The sequence below is a fragment of the Dyella sp. OK004 genome, from assembly GCF_900114495.1.
Classification (GTDB): domain Bacteria; phylum Pseudomonadota; class Gammaproteobacteria; order Xanthomonadales; family Rhodanobacteraceae; genus Dyella_D.
The window spans coordinates 654,576-676,958 of sequence record NZ_FOZI01000003.1 but is presented as its reverse complement, the minus strand read 5'-3'; the positions used below and the strand labels follow the sequence as shown (position 1 = coordinate 676,958).

Sequence of the window (22,383 nt, the reverse complement as noted above, 5' to 3'; positions counted from 1 at the left end):
ATGTCATGGCTCAATTCAGCGTCAATGCGCAGCGCTTCGATCCGTACAAGAACTTCAAGTTCCGGGTGAAGTGGGATGGCCGCTATGTGGCCGGCGTCAGTAAAGTCTCCGGCCTCAAGCGCACCACCGAAGTGGTGAAGCACCGCGAGGGCGGCGACCCCAGCAGCAGCCGCAAGTCGCCCGGCCGCACCGAGTACGAGGCGATCACCATCGAGCGCGGCGTCACCCACGACCCGGAGTTCGAGAAGTGGGCGAACAAGGTGTGGAACTACGGGGCAGGGCTGGGTGCGGAGGTGTCACTGAAGGACTTCCGCAAGGACCTGATCCTGGAGGTCTACAACGAGGCCGGGCAGCTTACGCTCGCTTACAAGCTCTATCGCTGCTGGGTGTCGGAGTATCAGGCGCTGCCGGACCTGGACGCCAACGCCAACGCCGTGGCCATCCAGCACCTCAAGCTGGAAAACGAGGGCTGGGAGCGCGACGTGGGCGTGCAGGAGCCGACCGAACCCAGCTTCACCGTGCCGGCCGGTTGAGCATGCGCACACCCAGCGCCAGCGAGTTGCTGCACGTATGGGAGCGCGGCGGCGTACAGTCCGCCGTGGCCCGCGGGCTGGCGTTGCTCGATATCTGCTGTGGCGAAAACGTGCCGGAAGCGCTGGCCGGAATGCCGCTGGGGCGGCGCGATGCCTTGCTGCTGCAGCTGCGCGCGCGCCTGTTCGGCACGCAGCTCAACGGGGTGGCGAGCTGTCCCGCCTGCGGCGCGATGGTGGAGGCCAGCTTCGATTGCGACGGCCTGCTCGCCGTGCAGGGCGACGCGGGCGATGACGCCGCGCGCATCCTCACATTGCACTCGTCCGTCGACGATATACAGGTGAGATTCCGTGTGCCCAACAGTGGTGACCTGTTGGCGCTGGAAGCTTGTGCGGATGCGTCGTTGGCGCGGCAGTTGCTGCTCGAACGCTGTCTTGTCGACGTGGAAGGCGCGGCGGATACCGAGCCGCGCTCACTGTCGCCAGAACTGCAGGCCGAGATGGTGCAGGCGATGGCGACAGCCGATCCGCAGGCCGACGTGCAACTGGCTTTCACTTGCCCCGGTTGCGAAGAGCAATGGCAACCCATGTTCGATATCGCGCGGTTCCTGTGGCAGGAGCTGCACGCCTGGTCGCTGCGCGTACTGCGTGACGTCGACACACTGGCGCGCGTCTACCACTGGAGCGAGGCGGACATCCTCGCGCTCAGTCCGCGCCGCCGCCAGGCCTACCTGGAGCAATGCGTGTCGTGAGCGACTTTCTCGACCGGCTGGCGGCAAGGGCGATCGGCAGCGATAGCGTGCTGACGCCGCGGCTGCCGTCGCTGTTCGAGCCCATGCAGCGCGTGGCGGTGATGCCGCCCGTGCAGGGTGTCCAGGTAGAGCGGGACCGTTTGCCCGTCGGCGATGAAGTTACAGAGACGCCGCCTATGCCAACGTCCAGAAGTCGGGCGGCCGATGCGGTTGATCCTGTGGAAGCGCGACGTGCTCCGCTGTCTGTGCGCGAGCAAATGGCGCCACCCGCACAGCACGAGCGCGTCGCGTTCAAGGAAGCGTCCCCGTCCGTCGCTCCGCAAACAGCGCGGCCTGCTGAAGCCACACAGCTACACACGACGATTATTCGTCACACGGAACATGACGTCGTATCACGCGACGCCGTGCGTCCACGACAGACTCGCCTGGAGCCCGCATCTACGCCCCCCATGGAACGATCCCGGGAGGATCAGGGCGTCTTGCTGCCGCCAGCGGCTCCCGTGTTCGCGACGCCGGTCGCTACCGCGGCACCGGCGCGCAGGCCGGAGTCGTCACGATCCGCTGCTGCATCCAGCGGACTTCCGCACAGCGAGACTGGTGAAACGACGGTGCACGTCAGCATCGGCCGGCTCGAAGTGCGCGCCGCACCGGCCGCGATGACGGCGGCGACACCGCGGCGTCAGGATGCGGCGCGTCCAAGCAGTCTTGACGAATACCTGCGCGAGCGGGGCAAGCAGACATCATGAGCAATGCATTGGCCATCGCCGCGACCACGCGCACGCTGCGCAATCTGCTGCAGTTGCAGATGCCCTTGGTCGACACCGATCTCAGCGATCTGGAGGTGACCTTGCAGCCTCCGGACGTCGCCCGCAAGGGCATCAGCAAGGCGCAGCTCAATTTGTTCCTTTATCAGGTCGTGGCGAACGTCGCGTGGCGCAACATGGACATGCCCGGGCAAGTACGGGCGGGCGAAAGCGCGGCGCCGGCGCTCGCCTTGAATCTGCATTACATGATTACCGCCTATGGCCGCGGTGAAACCGATCTGGATGCGATCAGTCACCGCGTGCTGGCCGCGGCGATGAGCACCTTGCACGATAGCGCGGTGCTCGATGGCAATGACATTCGCAGTGCGTTGCCAGGCAACGATCTGGCCGACCAGTTCGAGCGTGTACGCATCACGCCGTTGCCGCAAAGCGTCGAGGAACTTTCCAAGCTATGGACGGCGTACCAGACCAATTACCGTGTTTCGGCGGTGTATGAGGTCACCGTGATTCTGATCGACAGCCGCCAGGTCATGCGCTCGCCGCCGCCTGTGCTGCGGCGCGGTCCGCAGGATCGTGGTGTCAGTACGGCCGCAAGGGCCGCCGCGGTGCTCGATACACTGGCTTATCCGCGAGCCCAGGCAGCGATCCGTCTCGGTGAGGACTTGATCTTGAACGGACGTCAGCTCACGACCGAGTACACGATGGCTCGTTTCAGCAGTCTGCGCCTGGATGCGCCGGTCGAAGTAGCGCCGCAGGCCGGTGGCCGGGCGGGCAGCCTGAAGGTCCATCTGGCCGATACGGCCGAAGACGCCAATGCCGCGTCGCGCTGGGCGCCAGGCATTTATACCATCGGGCTGGTCGAACAGTCGCCGACTCTGCCGGCCTTGCTCAGTAACGAGTTGCCGCTCGCGCTGGCGCCGATCATTACGGTCAGTCCGCTAGCAGCCGCGGCGGGTGCGATCACACTGCACCTGACTTGCCTGCCACGTATCCGCGATGGCCAGCGGATTTTCCTGCTGTTCGGCGACAGGGTGGTCAGCCCGCAAAGCATGAGCAATCCCGCCGATCCGCATCAGCCCACCGACTTGGTGTTCTCTCTCTCCAGTGTGGCGGCAGGCACCTATACAGTGCGGCTGCGCGTGGATGGTGCGGACAGCGTGCCGGTAGATTTCAGCGGTAACGCACCCGTCTTCGCGACGGATCAGCAAGTGGTGGTGACATGAGCGACTACGCGCAGTGGCTCAAGACGAACGATCAGTACCTTGCCGATGCAATGGCCGATTTGCGAGCGCGTCTGCAGCGCGCGGCCGTGCAAAGCGACGCTCCCGCGGTGGTAAAGCCACAGCAGGTGCCGGCGACACCGGCTGATTTGAGCAAAGATGCTGCGGCCGCTTCCACGGAACGTCACGGCTGGCTGACGCGGCTTTTTGGCGTCCACGCCGAGCGGGCCGTTTTGTCCGCCGAGGATCTGCAAGCGCTGGAGGCGGCACGTCCCGATCCGCTCCCTATCACCGCGGGCTACCCTAGAGACACGACCGTTCAACCGCCGGCTGGCGATAGCGCGTCAACGCCTGCGCTGATGCTGCTCGCGCAACGGCTCGGCCTGTCGGATTTCGAGCGTAGCCTGTTGATGCTGTGCATCGGGATGGAGCTGGACACCGGCATGCCGGCACTCTGTGCGCAGGCCCAACATGATCCCTCCAAGCCGTGGCCGACGTTCGCGCTGGCTTTTTCGATACTCGACGCGCCGAGTTGGGATGCGTTGTCGCCGCAGCGTCCGCTGCGCTTCTGGCGCCTGCTCGATATTCATCAGCCAGGACCACAGCCGCTGGTCGGTGCGGCACTCAGCGCTGACGAACGCGTGGTGAATTTCGTGCGAGGTCTGAACCATCTCGACGATCGCCTTATGCCGTTACTCACGCCGCTCGCACAGGCGGCGCTGCCGCCTTCGCAGCAAACGGTGGTGGAGCAGGTGCTCGATGGGCTGCGTCATGTGCCGCCTGGGCAAGCGTTGCCGACAGTGCAATTGCTGGGTAGCGACAGCACCAGCAAGCAAGCCATTGCCTGGGCCATCGCTGCGGCATTCGGCGTGCAGGTGTATCGGCTCTCGGCTGAGTTGTTGCCTCACGCGGTGGGCGAACAGGAAACGCTGATCCGCCTGTGGCTGCGTGAAAGCCAGCTATTGCCGATTGCCTTGTATATCGATGCGGCCGACATCGATCACGGCGACGCAGCCTCCGCGCCGGTCAGGCGTTTTCTCGCGCGCAGTGGTGGGCTCACTTTCGTCGATACGCGCGAACCTTGGCCCGGTACCGCAGGCAGCCTGCTTAGCGCCGATATTGCCAAGCCCACACCGTTCGAGCAGCGCTCGCTCTGGCAGCGGCTGCTCGGCGAGCAGGCCGGCGGGCAACCCAAACAGTTGGCCGGGCATTTCGACTTCGGCCTGGGCAAGATCGAGCAGGTCGCGCACACCGCGCTGGCCGCCGCCGCACAGCAGCCCGAGGCGCTGGCCCAATCGTTATGGCACGGCGCGCTCGCCCGTACGCGCCCGGCGCTGGATCAGTTGGCGCAACGCATCGAACCCAAAGCGACTTGGGGTGACATCAAACTGCCCGACGCCGAGAAGAACCTGCTGCACCAGATCGCCGACCAGGTCGCCGAGCGCAGCACCGTCTACGACGACTGGGGCTTTCGCGACCGAATGAATCGCGGTCTGTCGATCAGTGCGCTGTTCTGCGGCGAAAGCGGCACCGGCAAGACGATGGCGGCCGAGGTGATCGCTAACGCGCTCGGCCTGTCGCTGTACCGCATCGACTTGTCCGCGGTGGTCAGCAAATACATTGGCGAGACCGAGAAGAATCTGCGCAAATTGTTCGATGCGGCCGAGGAAGGCGGGGCGATCCTGTTCTTCGATGAGGCCGATGCCTTGTTCGGTCGCCGCAGTGAAGTGAAGGACAGCCACGACCGCTACGCCAACATCGAAGTGAACTACCTGCTGCAGCGACTGGAGACCTTCCGCGGCCTGGCGATCCTCGCCACCAATATGAGGAGCGCACTGGACAGCGCCTTCCTCCGCCGCATCCGCTTTATCGTCAACTTTCCGTTCCCGGGCAATACCGAGCGAAAGGCGATCTGGTCCTCGGTGTTTCCACCGCAGGTCATTACCGGCGCTCTGGACTTGGAGCGCCTTGCCCGGCTGGCACTCACCGGCGGCAGCATCCAGGGAATCGCTTTGAATGCTGCGTTCATGGCCGCCAAGTCTGGTGTGCAGATCACCATGCCCCTGCTGCTGGATGCCGCGCGTAGCGAGTTCCGCAAGCTGGAGAAGCCGATCAACGAGGCGGAATTCCGCTGGCTGGAGCCGGCCGGGACGTCGCCATGAAGATTCAGCTGCATGTCGAGCGGCTGGTGCTGGACGAGGCGCTGCTGCAGGGCGAGCGGGCAGCATCGGTGCGCACGGCGCTGGAGCACGAACTGGCCGCGCTGCTGGGGCAGACCGGAACAGCGGATCCGTTCCGCCGCATCGGCATCGTCGATGCGTTGCCGACAACATCGCTGCGCGCGGCGGTCCGGCCGGGCGAACGCCTGGGGGCGCGCGTCGCCGCCGCGGTTGGCCAGGGGCTGGGTTTAAGCGGGGCCGCGCATCCGCATGCGATCGAGGGCGCGACTGGCGCCAAGGGCAAGGGCTAAGCGCATGGGCGAGCAAGCCACCACGACCGTGGCCGCCGCGCCTTCAGCGGCAACGCCAGCGGCTCCGCTGTTGCAGCGCAAGTGCGCCTGCGGCACGCACACGTCCGGCGGCGCCATGTGCGGCGAGTGCGCGCGTCGGAGCCTGTCGGGCGGTGCTACAGCAGATGCGCCTGCGTCGGCACCAGCAGGTGTGTCGCTGATTCCGCATGGCCAGGGTCGTCCGCTAGAGCCGGGGGCGCGAGCGGTACTGGAACCGGCGTTCGGCCGGGACTTCAGTACGGTCAAAGTCCATACCGATGCGCAGGCCGCGCAGACAGCGCACGCCATCCACGCCGCTGCCTATACCATCGGCGACGACATTGTGTTCGGCTCCGGGCAGTACAACCCAGGCACGGCGACTGGGACACATCTTTTGGCCCATGAGCTGGCGCACGTTGCGCAACACGCCTCTTTCGGCAGGTCGATGGGAGAGTGCGCGCCCGTGCTCAGCCGACCCGGCGATCCGGCCGAACGCGAGGCGGAACTGGCCGCGGACCGTGTCATGCAGGGCCACCCGGTGCGCATGACGCAGGCGCCGCAAGCACAGGCGCATCGCCTCAGCACGGGCGAAAGCGTCGGTATCGGTGCGGCTGTCGTGGGTGGCGGCGCGTTGTTGGGGGTAGGGATCGCGTGGCTGGCCGGCGCGTTCGATCGCTCGGTGTACACCCCTAGCGAATTGATGGCCTATCTGGATGTGCTGGCGCGCACGCGCAACATTCAGGACAACCGCGATAGCGACAACAAGGCGCGCGATCTCGTGCGCCGCTGGGTCGCGGGTGAAGTCGATTTCAATCTCGACAGCGGACACCGCACCACCGGCGGCGCCTTGTCGGGTGTAGAGCTAAAGCGGTTGCTGATCCGCGAGATGCTGTCGGGAGTGACGGGCGATGACGATGAAAGAGCGATCCTGACCATCCTGGAGCGCTCCACCACGCCCGACATCGTGCTCCTGCTCGATCCCATTCATGGCCTGTCAGTGCAGGATATCGATCACAAAGTCGGCGGCGACAATCACGACCGCTTCGAGCGGCTACTGGAAGCGCGCCTGCCGCGCGATACGGCACAGCAACGCAGAAACACTGGCCCCACATGCACCGGGCGCCAGTCTTTGATGCTGGAGTATGCGCGGCAGTCGGCGGTAGAGATGGTGGACAACGCGATCAGGCTGCTCTCGACCCAGGTCGATGCCCCGCACGTAAGACAGGTGATCGATTGCCGTTTTCACGGTGCATCGCCGGCGCAGATCGCACAGATAGTCAACGTTTTCACCCGTGTGCGTGGTGCGTTGCCTCGACGCATTTATCACTGCGGTGCGGAGGGCGGAGATGCCGAACTCGCCGGCATGACCGTGCGCGATTCGACGGGGGCGGCGCATGCCATCCCGTGCACCAGCGAATATGCGGTGACGTACGGCCAGGACGACGGAACAGGGCACGCCACCACCATTCCAGAAGTCTTCCTTTGCGCGGATTTTTTCCGTCAATCCGCCGAGGGACAAGCGATTACTGTGGTACATGAATCGGTGCACATGGCCGGCCTACTCGACGATATCCAGTATCAGCCGGGCTGCGGCATGAATCTCGACAACGCGCTGCGCAATCCCGACTCGTATGCGTATTTTGCGAGCGAATTGATCGCGCAGTTGCCCGGCACCGGCGCCGCGCCCGGCAGCGCGAATCCCGGCCCGAATCTGCCGCAGGTGACGGTGGGCCATTTCCGCAACAGCGGCGACTTGAGCGAAGAGAACACGTGTCCGGTCTGCGCTGACCTTCCCGGTCTCGGACTCGATGCGCAGACCGGCTTGAACATCATGGAGGTGCGCGGGGACATCGACGAACATCGGCGCGGGGTGGAATACGATTTCAAACGGACCAAAGAACGCGCGATCTGGCGGAGTGCCGGCGGGCAGTGGGAGCTGCTGCAGTACGACCCGCCAGGGACCGACGACGATCACACGGACCGCGACGAGTCTTTGATTCCGGTCAACAACCATATTTACGCCATCGACGGGCCGGGTTTGCCGAACTTGAACCAGCCCGGCCCAGGTGCAGCCGCGGCCGAAGAGTTCGTCTACAAAGCCAGCTTTGTCGAATTCGTCCATGCGCGCGTGCGCAATGGCCCGTGGACGCCGGTATCCAACGAATTCCGGTGGCATTCCATCACTTGGCTGGAAAAGGTCAACGGCATCTGGCGCCGCAAGCAGGGCGAGAACGAAATCGAAGCCGGGCCGAGATCCATTGGCACGGCTCTGCCGATCGGACCGGTCGATGATGTGCCGATGTCACCCCCAGGGACGGGGATCGCATGAACATCACGGCAGAGGAGTTGCGACCATGAGCTTTCGCTACTATCGCGCCGCATCCGCACGCCGCTCGATGTCCGTCGGCTCGGTCGGGCACACCATGCTGCAACGCAAATGCGAATGTGGCACGCACACCGACGGCGGCGAATGCGAAGAGTGCGCCAGCAAGAAACAGGCTTTGCAGCGCAAAGCTTCGTCTGCACATGCCGGCGATGCGCCAGCCATTGTCTACGACGTTTTACGCGGTCCCGGTCAGCCTATGGATGCCTCGTCTCAGGCCTTCATGGAAAGCCGCTTCGATCGCGATTTCTCGCACGTGCGCGTACATACCGGCGAGCAGGCCGGCCGCTCCGCGCAGGCGGTGCATGCGCAGGCCTATACGGTCGGTCGCGATATCGTGTTCGACAGCGGCATGTATGCGCCATCCAGCGAGCAGGGCCGGCGACTGCTGGCGCATGAGCTGGCCCATGTGGCACAGCAGGACGGCGCGTCATCACCGCCAGGCGGCGCGATCGCGGTGTCCGATTTGAGCGCCAGTGAAGCCCACGCGGACAGCGCCGCCGATGCTGCGTTGGCAGGCGCGCCCGCGACGGACACCGCCGCGGCCAGCGCTGGTCTGCAACGCAAGGAGGCAAAAACCGAAGCACCGGCCAATGACCCCGCAGCCGCGGCAACGGGCGCGCCGGCGGCTACCGGGCCGTGCATCGAAGAAGTGGTTGGCGAGGACATCTCGTCTCTGCTGCAGGCAGGTGCAGTGACCATCGTGGAGTTCGGCGCCGTGTGGTGCCAGGGCTGTCAGCAGAACAAGAGCGGACTCGAGGAAATCTGCGCCAAATTACGCAAGCAGCCACCGTCGGTGCCCGTGCGCTTCTACTCGGTTGATACCGATAACGATGCCAACAAGAAATCCATCGAAGGTTATGTGGATCGCCAGATACCACACTTGTACATCTATGTCGGTAACACCGAAAAAGCGCACATCAACGAGGGACTCGAATTCGATGCCTTGAATGCGCTGGTTACTGAGCAGATTGATTACGCGTCGACCTCCGGATGGTGGCGCGGTGCGAAGAAAGGCGCCCTCTGGGGATTGTTGCCAGGTGGCGTTGGCGGTCTGGCTGGGGCGATCGCGATCGGCGCTGGTGCTGGTGGCCTGAGCGGGAACGCGCAGATGGGTGCCATCCTCGGTACGCTCGCCGGCGGTGCCGCCGCGGGCATGCTGCTCGGTGGTGCGGTCGGCGCTATCGCCGGCGCGGCGACGGACGATCGTAATAAAGGGCCGCGCGATCAGAAGCGGCGCAAGCTGCAGCCGAAACAGCGCGACGCGCACAGTACCGATTCGCAGGAGCGCGAGGCCGATGAATGGGCCGAGCGGGCAGGGGGCGGCACCGCTCACGCATCGCGCGGTACGCCGGCGGCTTCTCCGGCCAAAGGGCTGCCGTCCGGCGAAGGCGGCGAACCGATGGATGGCTCGACCCTCCAAGTGATGGAAGACCGGTTCGGCCGGGATTTTTCGCGTGTGCGCCTGCATCGCGACGGCCGGGCCCAGCACCTGACCGGTGCGATGAATGCCTACGCCGTGACGAGCGGAAGCGATGTCTATCTCGCTCAGGATGCGTATGCGCCTGATACGCGTGAGGGCCGGACGATACTCGGTCACGAACTGGCGCACGTGACGCAGAATGAGTCTTCCGCGCCGGCGGCATCCGTTGCCAGCCTTGAGCGGGAGGCCGCGATAGCAGGAGCGTCCGTCGCCGATGGTCGCACGGCGCAGATCATGCATGGCTCCAAGCAGTCTTTGCTCGCGATGACCCGCGGTGAGCAGACCGCTGCCGGCATCGGTATCGGCGCCGCAACAGTGGGCGCGGCCGGTGCCCTGATCGGCCTGGGCGTGGCCGCGGCGATGCACAACCAACCGTTCGGCATGGGGGCGTTGATCGGTGGCGCGATCGGCGTCGGTGTCGGTGCGTTAGTCGGCGGTTTGATCGGTGGATTGTCCAGGAATACCACGTCGGAGACAGTGCCGGAGGCAGACATGCTCATTCGCCGCCGCTACGGCCGCTATCTGCCGGGCGGTATCCCCGCGGCATTGCGGGCAGCACGCGTGCACGCGGTGAGCAGAGCGGAGCTGTGCGAACGGCACGAATGCCGTACCCACGATCCGGACTGCGGCGGCTTGATCGGCTGGACCGATACCGGGCCCGCCGTCCAGCCGATTAGCGGACGTGCGCCAACGCCACTTCCATCGGCAACTGCCGAGCCCACTTGTCATGGCCAGCAACTCGAGCACGCGACACCGCAACAGCCCGTCATCTACTACATCCGCAGCAGCGAAACCGCAGGAACGCTGCTGCATGAGGGATTGCACGCCTATTCACACCCGGACTTCGCCTTTTTGCACAACTACGTGGTTGAGGGCACCACGGAATACTTCACGCGAAAGCTGCAGGATGAGATCAACATGCCCTACGGGTCCGGCTACGACGACCGAGTCGTCGGCGTGAATCGGCTGGTGGAGGCGGTGGGCGAGGAAACGCTCGCGCGCGCCTATTTCACCGGTGAGGTGCCGGCGCTGCATCGCGCGTTCAACGCGCGCTACGGTCGCTGCGCATTGATTACTTGGGCGTTCGCCAAGGCTCCGGGTGTGAATGCGGACAGGTTCGCTGAGGAGATTCTGGCTGGCGGTCCCCGCAACGATTACTGCCAGCAAAGCCAACTGCCGTTCGATTCGGCAGCGTTGACGCCGGGAGAGCAGGGTTATCAGCCCCCCACGCCGCCGGAGCAGCCATCGGGAGAACCGAAACCATGAGCAGCTTCCCCGGCTCGCCGCGTTTGCTCAAAGGCGGCATCGTGCTGCTCGATGCCGCTTCCGGTGCCGTGCAGCGCGTGATTGCTCTGCAATACAACCCCGATTCGGTCAGCCGCACCTTGCAAGTGCAGGGCGCCGGCGACGGCGCCGATCATTCGGAGGCGCTGCGGCTGAAAGGGCCGCCTATCGAAACCATCAAGCTCGAGGCCGAGCTCGACCTCACCGACCAGCTCGAATTTCCGGACCAGAACCAGATCGCGGTGCAATCCGGGCTTGCGCCGCAATTGGCGGCGTTGGAAATCATCGTCTATCCGACCAGTGCGCGTCTCGAAGCGAACTACACGCTCGCGCAACAAGGCGCACTCGAGATCATTCCCGCCGAGGCGCCGATGACGCTGTTCATCTGGAGCAGCAATCGCGTGCTGCCCATGCGCATCACCGAATTCAGCATCACCGAAGAAGCATTCGACACCGCGCTCAATCCGATCCGCGCCAAGATCAGTCTCGGTATGCGAGTGCTGTCAGTAACGGATCTTGGGTTCGACCATCGCGGCGGCGGCCTTTACATGGTGTTCCAGCGGCAAAAGGAGCGACTGGCCACGCAAGGGCCGGCCGGTACGCTGAACATGCTCGGAGGGGGAGGTTTGGTATGAGCGATCCCATGCAGGCGGTGCTGCAGCCGAACTTCAATGTGGCGCAGCAGTTTCCGATCACCAGTCGGTACTACGCGATCGATACCACGATATGGAGCGGGTCCGACGGCAAGTTAGTGCCCTACTTGCGGCGGCGCTTTCTGCCGTCGCCGGATCAGCTGCAGTCGATCGACTGCCACGTCGTCGCTCAGAACGAACGCCTGGACAATATCGCTGCCCAGGCCCTGGGCGACCCTCTGCAGTTCTGGCGGCTGTGCGACGCGAACAACGCGATGCGGCCCGACGCGCTGACCGAAGTCATGGGCCGCCGCCTGCGCATCACCTTGCCCGCTGGCGTCATTGGGCCGGTGGCATGACGTCATGAATCAGGGGCTCTATCTATCGCTGCGTGTCGGTTCGATGGGTGCCGATCCCGCACCGCAGCCGGTTATCGATGCCTTGTCGGAGGTGCAGGTATCCAGCACTGTCGGCGCGCAAAGCGGATTCCAGCTCAAGTTCACCCTGGGCAAGCGCTCGCTGATCGGACAGACGCTGCTGCCTTCCGGTTATTTCGATCCGCGCCGCCGGGTCATTATCACCGTCGTCGTCAATGGTTCGCCGACGGTGCTGATGGACGGCATCATCACCAAGCAGGACGTCACGCCGAGTAATACCCCGGGGCAATCCACGCTCACCGTCACCGGACTCGACATTTCCGCGCTGATGGATTTCATCGATTTGACGGGTATCCCTTATCCGGCGATGCCGTTGTTCGCGATCATCGATCTGGTGCTGGCTAAGTATCTGGCGTTCGGCGTGGTTCCGGTGGTGATACCTGACGTCATCGGCCTGGTGCAGAACCCGTTGGAGCGCTTGCAGAAGCAGCAGGGCACCGATTACCAATACGTCACTTCCCTGGCCAGGCGCTGTGGCCACGTGTTCTACATCGACCCCGGCCCTCAGCCCGGAATGAGCATTGCGTACTGGGGGCCGGAGCTCGGCGGCTTCTTTCCCACGCAATCCGCACTAGGCGTCGACCTGGACGTGGCGAGCAATGCCGAGTCGCTGAATTTTTCATACGACGGCACCGTTGCCAAGCAATACATCGTCACCATTCTGGAGCCGAATTCGAAGATTCCGATTCCGATCCCACTGCCGGACATCGATTTCCTCAAGGCCTCGCTTTCCAAGAAGGCGCCTACGCCGCTGAAGAGCGAAGTGCTGGGCGATATGGCGAACAAGAGTTTCGCCGAAGCGGCGATGATCGTGATCGGTGCCCTTGTCAGGTCCGCCGATGCAGTCAGCGCAAGCGGACAGCTGGATGTGTTGCGTTACGGACATGTACTCAAGGCGCGGCAGAAAGTTGGTGTGCGCGGCGCCGGCCCGTACTACGACGGGCTGTACAGCGTCAAAAGCGTCACCCACAACATCAAGCATGGCCAATACACGCAAAGCTTCACGCTCAAGCGTGGCGGCCTGTTCTCCTCGGTCGATACGGTGCAGCTATGACGGACGACACGCCTAAATACATGGGCATCTACCGGGGCACGGTGTGCAACTGCGTGGACCCTTTGAATCAGGGGCGCATCCAGGCTTTCGTGACGGATGTCTGCGGCGATACGCCTTCCAGCTGGGCGATGCCATGCCTGCCGATGACCGGCATTCAGGCGGGCATTTATGCCGTGCCGCCGATGGACGCCGGCGTGTGGATGATGTTCGAGGGTGGGGATGCCGACCGCCCCGTGTGGCTGGGTGGCTGGTGGGGCTCCCGTGCGGAAGTGCCGGCGCTCGCGCAGGCAGGCAATCCTTTGAGTCCGAGCATCGTGCTGCAGACCCTGGGGCAGAACGTGATTTCGATCAGCGACCTGCCAGGGCCGGCGGGCGGTCTCCTGCTGCGGAGTGGCACCTCGATGATCATGGTCAATCAAGCCGGTATCACGATCACCAATGGCCAGGGAGCCACGATTCTGATGACGGGGACCGAGGTAATGATCAACAACGGCGCACTGATGGTGTCTTAGGGAGAATGCCTAATGCCTGGTCCGCTCCTGCATGTCGGCGCTACCGTGCTTTGTTCGCACGGCGGGCAAGCGCAGCCGACCGTACCGAACCCGGTCGTCACGGTGAGCGGGCAGCCGACCGTGACCGCGGCCGCTCCGTGGCTGGTGTCCGCTTGCCCATTGCCGCCGCCGCCCGCCGGCAATGGCCCTTGCATCAGCGCGCAGTTCGTTAGCGCGGCTACGCGGGTGACGTCGAATGGGCAGCCGCTGTTGTTGCTGGATAGCCAAGCGATGTGTGCGCCCACTGGCACGCCATTGCCTGCGGTGGCCAGCCAGATGCGCGTCATCGCCATGTGAGAACGCCATGAACATCGACTTCCCATTCCATTTCGATCAACGCGGACGCACTGCCGACACCGACGATGCCGATCACGTGCGGGACATGATCGAGCAGTTGCTGTTCACTCATCCGGGCGAGCGCGTGAACCGTCCGGATTTCGGCAGCGGTTTGCTGCAGCTGGTGTTTGCGCCGAACAGCCCCGAGCTGGCCGCCGCGCTGCAGTTCACTGTGCAGGCGTCGTTGCAGCAATGGCTTGGCGATGTGATCGACGTCGGCTCACTTCAGGTGAGTAGTGTGGACTCGACCCTCAAGGTCGACCTTGCCTATACCATCCGCGCCACCGGTGAGGCGCGCAGCGAAAGTTTCGTCAGGAGCCTGCCATGAGCGCGCAGAGCCTGCGTGTGGCCGGCTGTGCGCCGCAGCCTTCGTGCAGTGTGGAGGCGCGGCGCGAACGCCTGCATCTCTCCAGCCAGCTCAACGGCATCGACTACGTGGAAGTCGGCGACGACGGCGTGACGCTGTGCATACATCTGTTCGGCGCCATCCCGGCCAGTATGGGCGTCGCCAACGTGCGCGTCAGTGGCGGCGATCGCATCACCAGTCTGCGCGTGCTTAGTGTGAGCGAAGAGAACGAGCCGGACATGCACGACGACGCCTGCCTGCGCGTGGTACTGGATCGCGAAGGCGATCACTCGACGTACTGCCTGTGTCTGGTCGACGCATCGTCCGGCACCGATCCGTCAGGCTGGATCGCCTATCCCGGTTTCGATCCGCGTTATGCCTGCGCCGCGCTGCGTTTCTGGCTGGACTGCGCCAAGGATCTCGATTGCGCGGTAGAAACACCTTGCGTGGAGGCGCCGGCGCCGCTACCGGAAATCAACTACCTGGCGAAGGACTACGCTAGTTTCCGCCAGCTGTTTCTCGATCGCATGGCGCTCGACGCGCCGACCTGGCAAGAGCGCCACGTGCCCGACATCGGCATCGCACTGGTCGAAGTATTGGCCTACACCGCCGACTATCTCAGTTATTACCAGGATGCCGTGGCCACCGAGGCTTATCTGGCGACGGCACGACAGCGCATCTCGGTGCGCCGGCATGCGCGGCTGGTGGACTACCGCATGCACGAAGGCTGCAACGCGCGCGCGTTCGTGGCGCTGTCGCTGCCAGCCGGCGAAGTGACGCTGGATCTCGCGGAGATGTTGCTGCTGGTGCCACCACCTGCGCAGGAAAACGTCAAGGCCGGCACGATTACCGCGGAAGAACTGACGCGCGTGCGCACCAACGGTGCGCTGGTGTTCGAACCGATGCCGCTGGACGGCGCGACCTCGATCACCGTGGTCGCCGCGCACAGTGCGATTCCCCTATATACCTGGGGCAATGAGCTGTGCTGCCTGCCGCGAGGCAGCACGAAGGCGGTGTTGCTCGACGCGCCGCCGCCTTCCGTTCCGACGGCGCCCAATGCCGGCGCCACGGCGGCACTGGCCATGGATGTGGCCCCCACGGCGACCGTGCAGCGCCGATTGAAGCTGCAAGTCGGCGATCTGCTGATCTTAGAAGAAGTCCTGGGGCCTGCCACCGGCAACCCGGCCGATGCGAATCCGGAACATCGCCATGCAGTGCGGTTGACCGAAGTGCTGGAGATGGTCGATCCGCTCGATGGCAGCCTGCTGCTACAGGTGAGCTGGGATGCCTGCGATGCGCTGCCGTTCGATCTGTGTCTGTCGGTGCGCAAACCGTCGCCGGATTGCGCGTGGCTGCATGACGTCAGCCTGGCGCGAGGCAATGTATTGCTGGTCGATCACGGCGACCATGTGCCGGGGCAGTGCACTTGCGACCCGATCTGCGCGCCGCCGGAATCCATCGACGATACCGACTATCCCGGCTTGAGCCAGGCGCTCGCCACGATGCCCGATGCCTGTATGCGCTGCGATGCGCTCGCTGAGGACTGCTGGCTGGTGCACGGTAGCGAGCAGTATGACTGCTGCCGTTGCGAAGGCGCGGTGCAGGATGTGTCGCGCCCACCCACGGACACCGGCCATGTGTTGCCTGGCACGCCGCTGACCTGGGCCGAACCCTTGCCTGATGGCCCCAACGCACCGGTGTGCCGATTGATGGTGCGCGATCCGCGTGCGGCGCTGCCTCAGCTCGATGTCTATGGCGGTGCGCTGGATGGCGTGTTGATCAAAGGCACGCCTGCCGCGCAGTGGCACTGGCAGGCGCGGCAGGATCTGCTGGAGAGCGGCCCGGACGATCGCGACTATGTGGTCGAGATCGACGACGACGGTGCGGCGCATCTGCGTTTCGGCGATGGCGTGCTCGGACGGCAGCCGCAGGCTGGCGATTTCTTCCGCGCGCGGACGCGCCTCGGCAACGGTACGGTCGGGAATGTCGGCCGCGAGACCATCGTGTGGCTGGCGCTGACATCGGGCGATCAACCGGATGGACTGGTTCCGCGCAATCCATTGCCGGCGAGCGGCGGCACGGCGGCGGAGACGCTGGCTGAGGTCAAGTTGTATGCGCCTGGCGCATTCCGTGCGCATCCGCTGCGCGCCATCACCGCCGACGACTACGCCATGTTCGCCGCACGCGAGCCGGCGCTGCAGGGCGCAGCCAGCACGCTGGACTGGAACGGCAGCTGGTACGAAGCGGACGTGGTGGTCGATCCGCTGGGCCGCGAGTCGCTGCCCGCCGCGCTGGCCAGACAGATCAAGCGCGACCTGCAGCCGTATCGCCGCATCGGCCACGACATCGCCGTGCGCGGCGCGTGCTATGTGCCCTTGCTGATCGAACTGATGGTCTGCGTGCTGCCGGATTTCCTGGTGGCGCATATACAGGCGGAGCTGATCGATCGCTTCAGTGCCGGTATACGCCGTGACGGCACGCCAGGTTTCTTCCATCCGGATCGCTTGCGGCTGGGTCAATCAGTCAGCGCCAGTGCGCTGATGGCCGAAGCCCAGGCCATCACCGGCGTGGCTCACGTGGAGGTGATCACACTGGCGCGCATGGATGGCGACAAGAAGGGCGATGTGCCGGATGACGGTCTGCTCGACATGGCGGCGACCGAGATCGCGCAGATGGATAACGATCCGGACCATCCCGACCACGGCAGTATCACGTTCACGATGGGAGGTGGCCGATGAGCTGCTGCAGCGCCTGCGGCCAACATGCCTGCGCTTGTGGATGCGGCGCAGGCATACGCACACCGCGTTCTCTGTACAACCGACCCGGCCTGGACAGTCTGGTCTATCGCGTCGGTACCTACGCTGATTTCCGCGCCACCATGCAGATGGATTTGAGCGATGCCGCTTTGCCGGCGCTGGCCGCGCTGCGCACGCGAGACCTGGACGATCCGTCGATGGCCTTGCTCGACGCGTGGGCGATTGGCGCCGACGTATTGAGTTTCTATCAGGAGCGCATTGCCAACGAGGGTTATCTGCGCACCGCCACCGAACGTTGCTCGGTGCTGCAGCTCGGCCGCCTGGTGGATTACCGCCTGCGGCCCGGCGTGTCGGCCAGCGTGTACCTGGCCTACACCATCGACGACAATTCGGCGCCGGTGACCATACCCAGCGGCGCCAGAGCGCAGTCCGTACCGGCCCCTGGCGAACAGATGCAGACCTTCGAAACGGCCGAGCCGCTGGAGGCACGCAGCGCATGGAATGGACTGAAGCCCCGCTTGAGCCGGCCACAGAACATCACAGTGCAGACCATTGCTGATCTTGGCGAGTTGTGGATCGCCGGCACCAACAGCAACCTCAAACAAGGTGACCGGCTGTTGTTTCTTTTCGGCGAACTCGCCACCGGCGTGCAGGCGGTGCGCGTAGTGCAGTCGGTGGACGCGCAGGCGCAGAGCAATCGCAGCAGGATCGTGCTGCGGCTGCTGGATCCGATCGCCGTAAAGATCATCCAGGCTGCGAATGCAGCTATCGATGCATTGAATGCCTCCAGTGCCGGTCCAAATCACGATGAGTGGCTGTCCGCATTGACCTGGGTGCGTAAGCTGCTGTTGTTCGGAGGTGATCAGAGCGACAGCTACGACAGCTTGATGAAGTCTCCGTTCGGCAACGACGCGCCACCGCCGGGACCGCCGCCGGTCGATGTCTTCGCGACTGCCGCGAAGGCGGCATTCGCTGGCGAATCGGATGGGTCGGGCGGTTTCCCCACGTCGTTCTCGTCCCTGTTTCAGGCCTTGATCCTGATGCCGACGGTACAGCCGGCGAACAACTTGCTGCTTCCGCGCAGTGCGACCGTTGCATTGAGTACGGCAAGCGACGCGAGGCCGCAATTGTTGTTGAACTTCGAAGCGCGGCTGGTGGATACCTTCTACGGATCATGGACGGGCGTGCCGAACGGCGCGCCGTCGCCGAAACTCAGCGGCGTATTCGCGTTGCGGCTCGCCGCACCCATGTTCGGTTACAACGCGATCGTGCCCATGGGACTCGCGCCTAACACCGATAACGCCACCAAGGCGGCCATACCGTTCGTATCAGTGCCTGGCAATGACTGGCCGCCCAGCGAGACACCCGACGTGGTGCAGCTGGATAACGCTTATGAGGGCGTGGCAGTGGAAAGCTATCTGCTGATCAAGCCACCGCGATGGAGCGACCAATTGCCGTTCGTTGCTCAGGCAAGAAGCGTGCAGTCGCATCCGCATACGGCGTATGGCATCAGTGGAAAAACCACGGAAATCGCACTCGTCGCCCAAGGCAATAGCCCGCTATGGGATCTCACCGGCGACTCGAGCATTGCCAGGCTACGCAGTACGCAGGTATTCGCGCAGAGCGATGCACTTACGCTCGCCGACCAGGCCATTACCGACGATGTTGGCAACGTCAGCACGCCGAGTGTGCCGGCCGATAGTGCAACGCGGCTCACGCTGGATGCTGTTGTAGACGGACTCAAGCCCGGCCGCTGGGTGATCGTGGAAGGCCAGCGTGCCGATGTACCGAGCGACAACGCGGTGACCTCGGCCGAACTAGTGATGCTGGCCGCGGTGGAGCAGGGCGTGGACTCGCAACTGTCCGGCGACACCGTGCACAGCACGCTGGTGTTTGCCAACAACGGTCTGGCCTATAGCTACCGGCGTGACAGCGTAAAGGTGTATGCCAACGTGGTGCGTGCCACTCATGGTGAAACCAGGAACGAGGTGCTTGGTTACGGCAACAGTGCCAAGCCGATGCAGGTCTTCGCGCTAAAACAGTCGCCGTTGACCTATGTCTCTGCTGCGACCGTCGATGGCGTGCAGAGCACGCTCGGGGTGATGGTCAACGGTGTGCAATGGCATGAACTGCGCAACCTTGCTTTCGCCGATGCGGGTAGCCGCAGTTTTGTCACCGCCACCGACGGTAGCGGCAAGACCAGCGTGACTTTCGGCGATGGCAATCACGGTGCGCGCTTGCCAACCGGTATGGAGAATGTCATCGCGATCTACCGTAACGGGATCGGTACGCCGGGCAATGTGAAGGCCGGCCAGATCAGCTTGCCGACGACCAAGCCGCTAGGCGTAAGGCAGGTGATCAACCCCTTGCGTGCCTCGGGTGGTGCCGATGCGGAAACCCGCGACCAGGCGCGTCGCAACGTACCGCTAGCGGTGCTTGCCCTTGACCGGTTGGTCTCGATTACCGATTACGCCGATTTCGCGCGCACCTTCGGCGGCGTGGGCAAGGCGGCGGCGGTCAAGCTGGGTACCCAGGTGTGCGTAACCATTGCTGGCGCGGCGGACGCGCCGGTCGACCCAACCTCCGATCTCTACCGAAACCTGCTGCAGGCATTACAGAAGTACGGCGATCCTTCGTTGCCGGTGAGCCTGGATGTGCGCGAACTGATCTCGCTCACGCTGAGCGCGAAGGTAGGGCTGGCTACCGACTATGCCTGGGAAACGGTCGAGCCGCTGGTGCGCGCGGCCTTGCTCGACCGCTTCGGTTTCGAGCGGCGCGGGCTGGCCCGCAATGTCTATCTCAGCGAGATCGTCGCCTGCATCCAGGCGGTGCGCGGCGTGGCCTGGGTCGATGTGGATGCGTTCGGTTCGATGGACGAGGCGGCCCTGCTGGAAGGGTTCGGTGCCGACGATCCGGGTGGCGACAAGAACACGGGCGAAAATACGCTTGCCGTGGCGTCGAAGCCATCCGCCGCGTCGCAACTGGGGACGATGACCCAGCGCGTGCAGGCGCTGCCCGCACGCTATGACGACAGCGGCAACCTGCTGCCGGCGCAGCTCACTTACTTCCTGCCCACCGTGCCCGACACCTTGCTGCTGCAGGAGGCCACGCCATGAGCACGAATCCGGACCGCCTCTACGACCTGATGCCGGTGGTCTACCGCATGCGCGATGCGGAGCAGGGTTACCCACTGCGCGATTTTCTGCGGGTGTTGTCGACCCAGGCCAATGTGCTGGAACAGGACATCACGCGGCTCTACAACAACTGGTTTATCGAAACCTGCGACGACTGGGTGGTGCCGTATATCGGCGACCTGCTCGGCTACGGCCTGCTGCCGGAAGCGGCCACGCTGGGCGACGATCGCGCGCATGCCGCGCGCCTTGGCCGGGTATTGGCGCCGCGTGCCGATGTCGCCAACACCATCGATGCGCGTCGTCGCAAGGGCACGCTGTCGCTGCTGGAGGATCTGGCGCGGGACAGTGCCGGATGGCCGGCGCGCGCGGTGGAGTTCTACCGTTTGCTGGGCTGGATGCAGCACCTGGATCACCAGCATCCGCATCGCGGCGGCACGGCCGATTTGCGCGATCCCGGCACGTTGCAACGCATTGGCTGGGCCAACGGCGCGTTCGATCCGTTCGCGCACAGCGTCGATGTGCGACGCATGGGAAGTCGCCATCGTCGCGGCCGTTATGGCATTCCTGACCTGGGCCTGTTCGTGTTCCGCCTGCGCAGCTATCCGGTCACGGTGACGCCAGCCTATTGCCTGGAAGAACGCGGCCCGCATTGTTTTACCTTCAGCGTGCTGGGCAACGACGCGCCATTGTTCCAACGGCCGGTGGCCGAAACCGTGCCCACGCATATCGCGCAGGAGAACAACCTGCCGGTGCCGCTGCGTCGCTACCGCTTCGCCGAGCGCGGTGCCAAGGCCGACTACGCGAACGTATCCGCCGCGTTGTATGGCGAAGGCAAGAGCGTGCTGATCTACGCACCCGACTGGCCGTCCAAAGGGCAGGGGATGCCGGTGCCGCGCGAAGCGCTGATACCGGCCGACCTCTCGGCCTGGCGCTACCAGGTGCCGCGCGGCCAGCTCGCGGTGGATCCGGAGCGCGGGCGCATGATGTTCCCGGCCAATCAGCGGCCCAAGAGCGGCGTATGGGTGTCGTACTGCTATGGCTTCGCCGCCGATCTGGGCGGCGGCGAGTACGCGCGGATCACCCCCGAGCTGGAGCACGCCACGCGCTACATCGTGCATACCGCGCTGCCCGGCAGCGATCCGGCCAAGGCCCCGTTACCTGCCGGACACTTTGCCAGCATCGCCGACGCGCTGAAGGCCTGGACCCAGGCCAAGGCGGCAGACGCGACGCTGCACGCGCTGATCATCGAGCTCGCCGAGAGCGGCGTTTATGAGGGCAGCATCGATCTGCAACTGGACGCGGGCGAGGCGATCCAGCTACGCGCGGCCGAACGCACCCGGCCCGTGCTGCGCCTGCTTGACGTGCGTGCCAGTCAGCCGGATGCGTTGAGCGTCGGCGGTGGCGCCGGCAGCCGCTTGTTGCTCGACGGTTTGCTGGTGGTGGGCCGTGGCATCGAGGTGCACGGACCGGCCGGCGATGACGGCACCACCGCGTTGCAGCAGGATCTGTGCGAGCTGGTGATTCGCCATTGCACTCTGGTGCCTGGCTGGGCCTTGCATTGTGATTGCGATCCGAAACGCCCGGGCGAGCCGAGCATTACCCTCGACAGCACGCGCGCATCGTTGCGCATCGAGCAGAGCATCGTCGGCGCCATCTCGGTGATCAGCCCGCCGCGGCGCGGTGAGCCGCCAGCACTCCAGGTATGCGACAGCATCGTGGACGCGACGGGCATCGAACGCGTGGCGCTGGGTTCGCCCGATGAAGCGGTGGCGTACGTAGAAGCAAGCTTGCGGCGCTGCACGGTGATCGGCCAGGTGCAGGTGCACAGCATCCGTCTGGCGGAGGACAGCATCTTCACCAGCGCGGTGCGCGTGCTGCGCCGGCAATCCGGCTGCGTCCGCTTCTGCTACGTGCCGCCGGGCTCGCGCACGCCACAGCGTTTCCACTGCCAGCCCGACCTGGCGCTCGCCGCGGTCACTACCGATGCGCAACGCGCGCAGGAAACGCTGCGCGTGGTGCCTCAGTTCCGCAGCCTGCGCTACACCGCACCCCATTACGCGCGCCTGGACGATAGCTGTTGCGAGGAAATCCGCAGCGGCGCTTCCGACGGTTCCGCGATGGGCGTGTACCACGACCTGTATGAGCCGCAGCGCGAGGCCAACCTTGTCTGGCGGCTGGAAGAATACGTGCCCGCGGAAACCGACGCCGGCATTCTCTACGCGAGTTAGGAGAT

Annotated in this window: 17 protein-coding genes; all 17 read left to right on the top strand. The window is 64.6% G+C overall.

Annotation, left to right across the window (positions count from 1 at the left end; translation table 11 throughout):
* The first annotated feature begins 5 nt into the window (after positions 1-5).
* Genes BM338_RS15250 through BM338_RS15170 form a run of 17 tightly spaced genes read left to right on the top strand, consistent with a single transcriptional unit; the run spans position 6 to position 22,378 of the window.
* The gene (locus BM338_RS15250; protein WP_090452123.1) at positions 6-533 is read left to right on the top strand and encodes a phage tail protein; all 528 of its coding nucleotides are present in this window, start codon (positions 6-8) and stop codon (positions 531-533) included.
* A 2-nt stretch (positions 534-535) separates the two neighbouring features.
* Positions 536-1,282, top strand: coding sequence for a T4 family baseplate hub assembly chaperone (locus BM338_RS15245; protein WP_090452121.1), 747 nt, complete (start codon positions 536-538; stop codon positions 1,280-1,282).
* A complete protein-coding gene (locus BM338_RS15240; protein ID WP_143109317.1) occupies positions 1,279-2,028 on the top strand; it encodes a hypothetical protein in 750 nt (249 codons plus the stop codon). The genes BM338_RS15245 and BM338_RS15240 overlap by 4 nt, the downstream gene beginning before the upstream one ends.
* On the top strand, positions 2,025-3,269 hold the full coding sequence (locus BM338_RS15235; protein ID WP_090452117.1) for a Pvc16 family protein: 1,245 nt from the start codon (positions 2,025-2,027) through the stop codon (positions 3,267-3,269). Before BM338_RS15240 ends, BM338_RS15235 begins: the two co-directional genes overlap by 4 nt.
* The gene (locus BM338_RS15230) at positions 3,266-5,428 is read left to right on the top strand and encodes an ATP-binding protein (RefSeq protein ID WP_090452115.1); all 2,163 of its coding nucleotides are present in this window, start codon (positions 3,266-3,268) and stop codon (positions 5,426-5,428) included. The genes BM338_RS15235 and BM338_RS15230 overlap by 4 nt, the downstream gene beginning before the upstream one ends.
* Positions 5,425-5,736 (top strand): hypothetical protein, encoded by a 312-nt coding sequence (locus BM338_RS15225; protein ID WP_090452114.1) that lies wholly within the window; start codon positions 5,425-5,427, stop codon positions 5,734-5,736. Before BM338_RS15230 ends, BM338_RS15225 begins: the two co-directional genes overlap by 4 nt.
* Before the next feature lie 4 nt (positions 5,737-5,740).
* Positions 5,741-8,083, top strand: coding sequence for an eCIS core domain-containing M35 family metalloendopeptidase (locus BM338_RS15220; RefSeq protein ID WP_177229376.1), 2,343 nt, complete (start codon positions 5,741-5,743; stop codon positions 8,081-8,083).
* 25 nt (positions 8,084-8,108) lie between these two features.
* On the top strand, positions 8,109-10,886 hold the full coding sequence (locus tag BM338_RS15215) for an eCIS core domain-containing protein (RefSeq protein ID WP_177229375.1): 2,778 nt from the start codon (positions 8,109-8,111) through the stop codon (positions 10,884-10,886).
* Positions 10,883-11,539 carry a hypothetical protein gene (locus BM338_RS15210; RefSeq protein ID WP_090452106.1) on the top strand — a complete coding sequence of 219 codons (657 nt, stop codon included), beginning with the start codon at positions 10,883-10,885 and terminating at the stop codon, positions 11,537-11,539. The genes BM338_RS15215 and BM338_RS15210 overlap by 4 nt, the downstream gene beginning before the upstream one ends.
* On the top strand, positions 11,536-11,895 hold the full coding sequence (locus tag BM338_RS15205; protein ID WP_090452104.1) for a hypothetical protein: 360 nt from the start codon (positions 11,536-11,538) through the stop codon (positions 11,893-11,895). The genes BM338_RS15210 and BM338_RS15205 overlap by 4 nt, the downstream gene beginning before the upstream one ends.
* A 4-nt stretch (positions 11,896-11,899) precedes the next feature.
* Positions 11,900-13,027 (top strand): hypothetical protein, encoded by a 1,128-nt coding sequence (locus tag BM338_RS15200; protein ID WP_090452102.1) that lies wholly within the window; start codon positions 11,900-11,902, stop codon positions 13,025-13,027.
* A complete protein-coding gene (locus BM338_RS15195; RefSeq protein ID WP_090452100.1) occupies positions 13,024-13,539 on the top strand; it encodes a phage baseplate assembly protein V in 516 nt (171 codons plus the stop codon). Before BM338_RS15200 ends, BM338_RS15195 begins: the two co-directional genes overlap by 4 nt.
* 12 nt (positions 13,540-13,551) lie before the next feature.
* Positions 13,552-13,875, top strand: a complete 324-nt coding sequence (locus tag BM338_RS15190) for a hypothetical protein (protein ID WP_090452098.1) — start codon at positions 13,552-13,554, stop codon at positions 13,873-13,875.
* Positions 13,876-13,882: 7 nt separating this feature from the next.
* Positions 13,883-14,242: a GPW/gp25 family protein gene (locus tag BM338_RS15185; RefSeq protein WP_090452096.1), complete on the top strand. Its 360-nt coding sequence runs from the start codon at positions 13,883-13,885 to the stop codon at positions 14,240-14,242.
* Positions 14,239-16,998 (top strand): putative baseplate assembly protein, encoded by a 2,760-nt coding sequence (locus tag BM338_RS15180; RefSeq protein ID WP_090452094.1) that lies wholly within the window; start codon positions 14,239-14,241, stop codon positions 16,996-16,998. Before BM338_RS15185 ends, BM338_RS15180 begins: the two co-directional genes overlap by 4 nt.
* On the top strand, positions 16,995-20,132 hold the full coding sequence (locus BM338_RS15175; RefSeq protein ID WP_090452092.1) for a putative baseplate assembly protein: 3,138 nt from the start codon (positions 16,995-16,997) through the stop codon (positions 20,130-20,132). Before BM338_RS15180 ends, BM338_RS15175 begins: the two co-directional genes overlap by 4 nt.
* Positions 20,129-22,378 (top strand): hypothetical protein, encoded by a 2,250-nt coding sequence (locus tag BM338_RS15170; RefSeq protein WP_090452090.1) that lies wholly within the window; start codon positions 20,129-20,131, stop codon positions 22,376-22,378. The genes BM338_RS15175 and BM338_RS15170 overlap by 4 nt, the downstream gene beginning before the upstream one ends.
* Positions 22,379-22,383 lie beyond the last annotated feature (5 nt).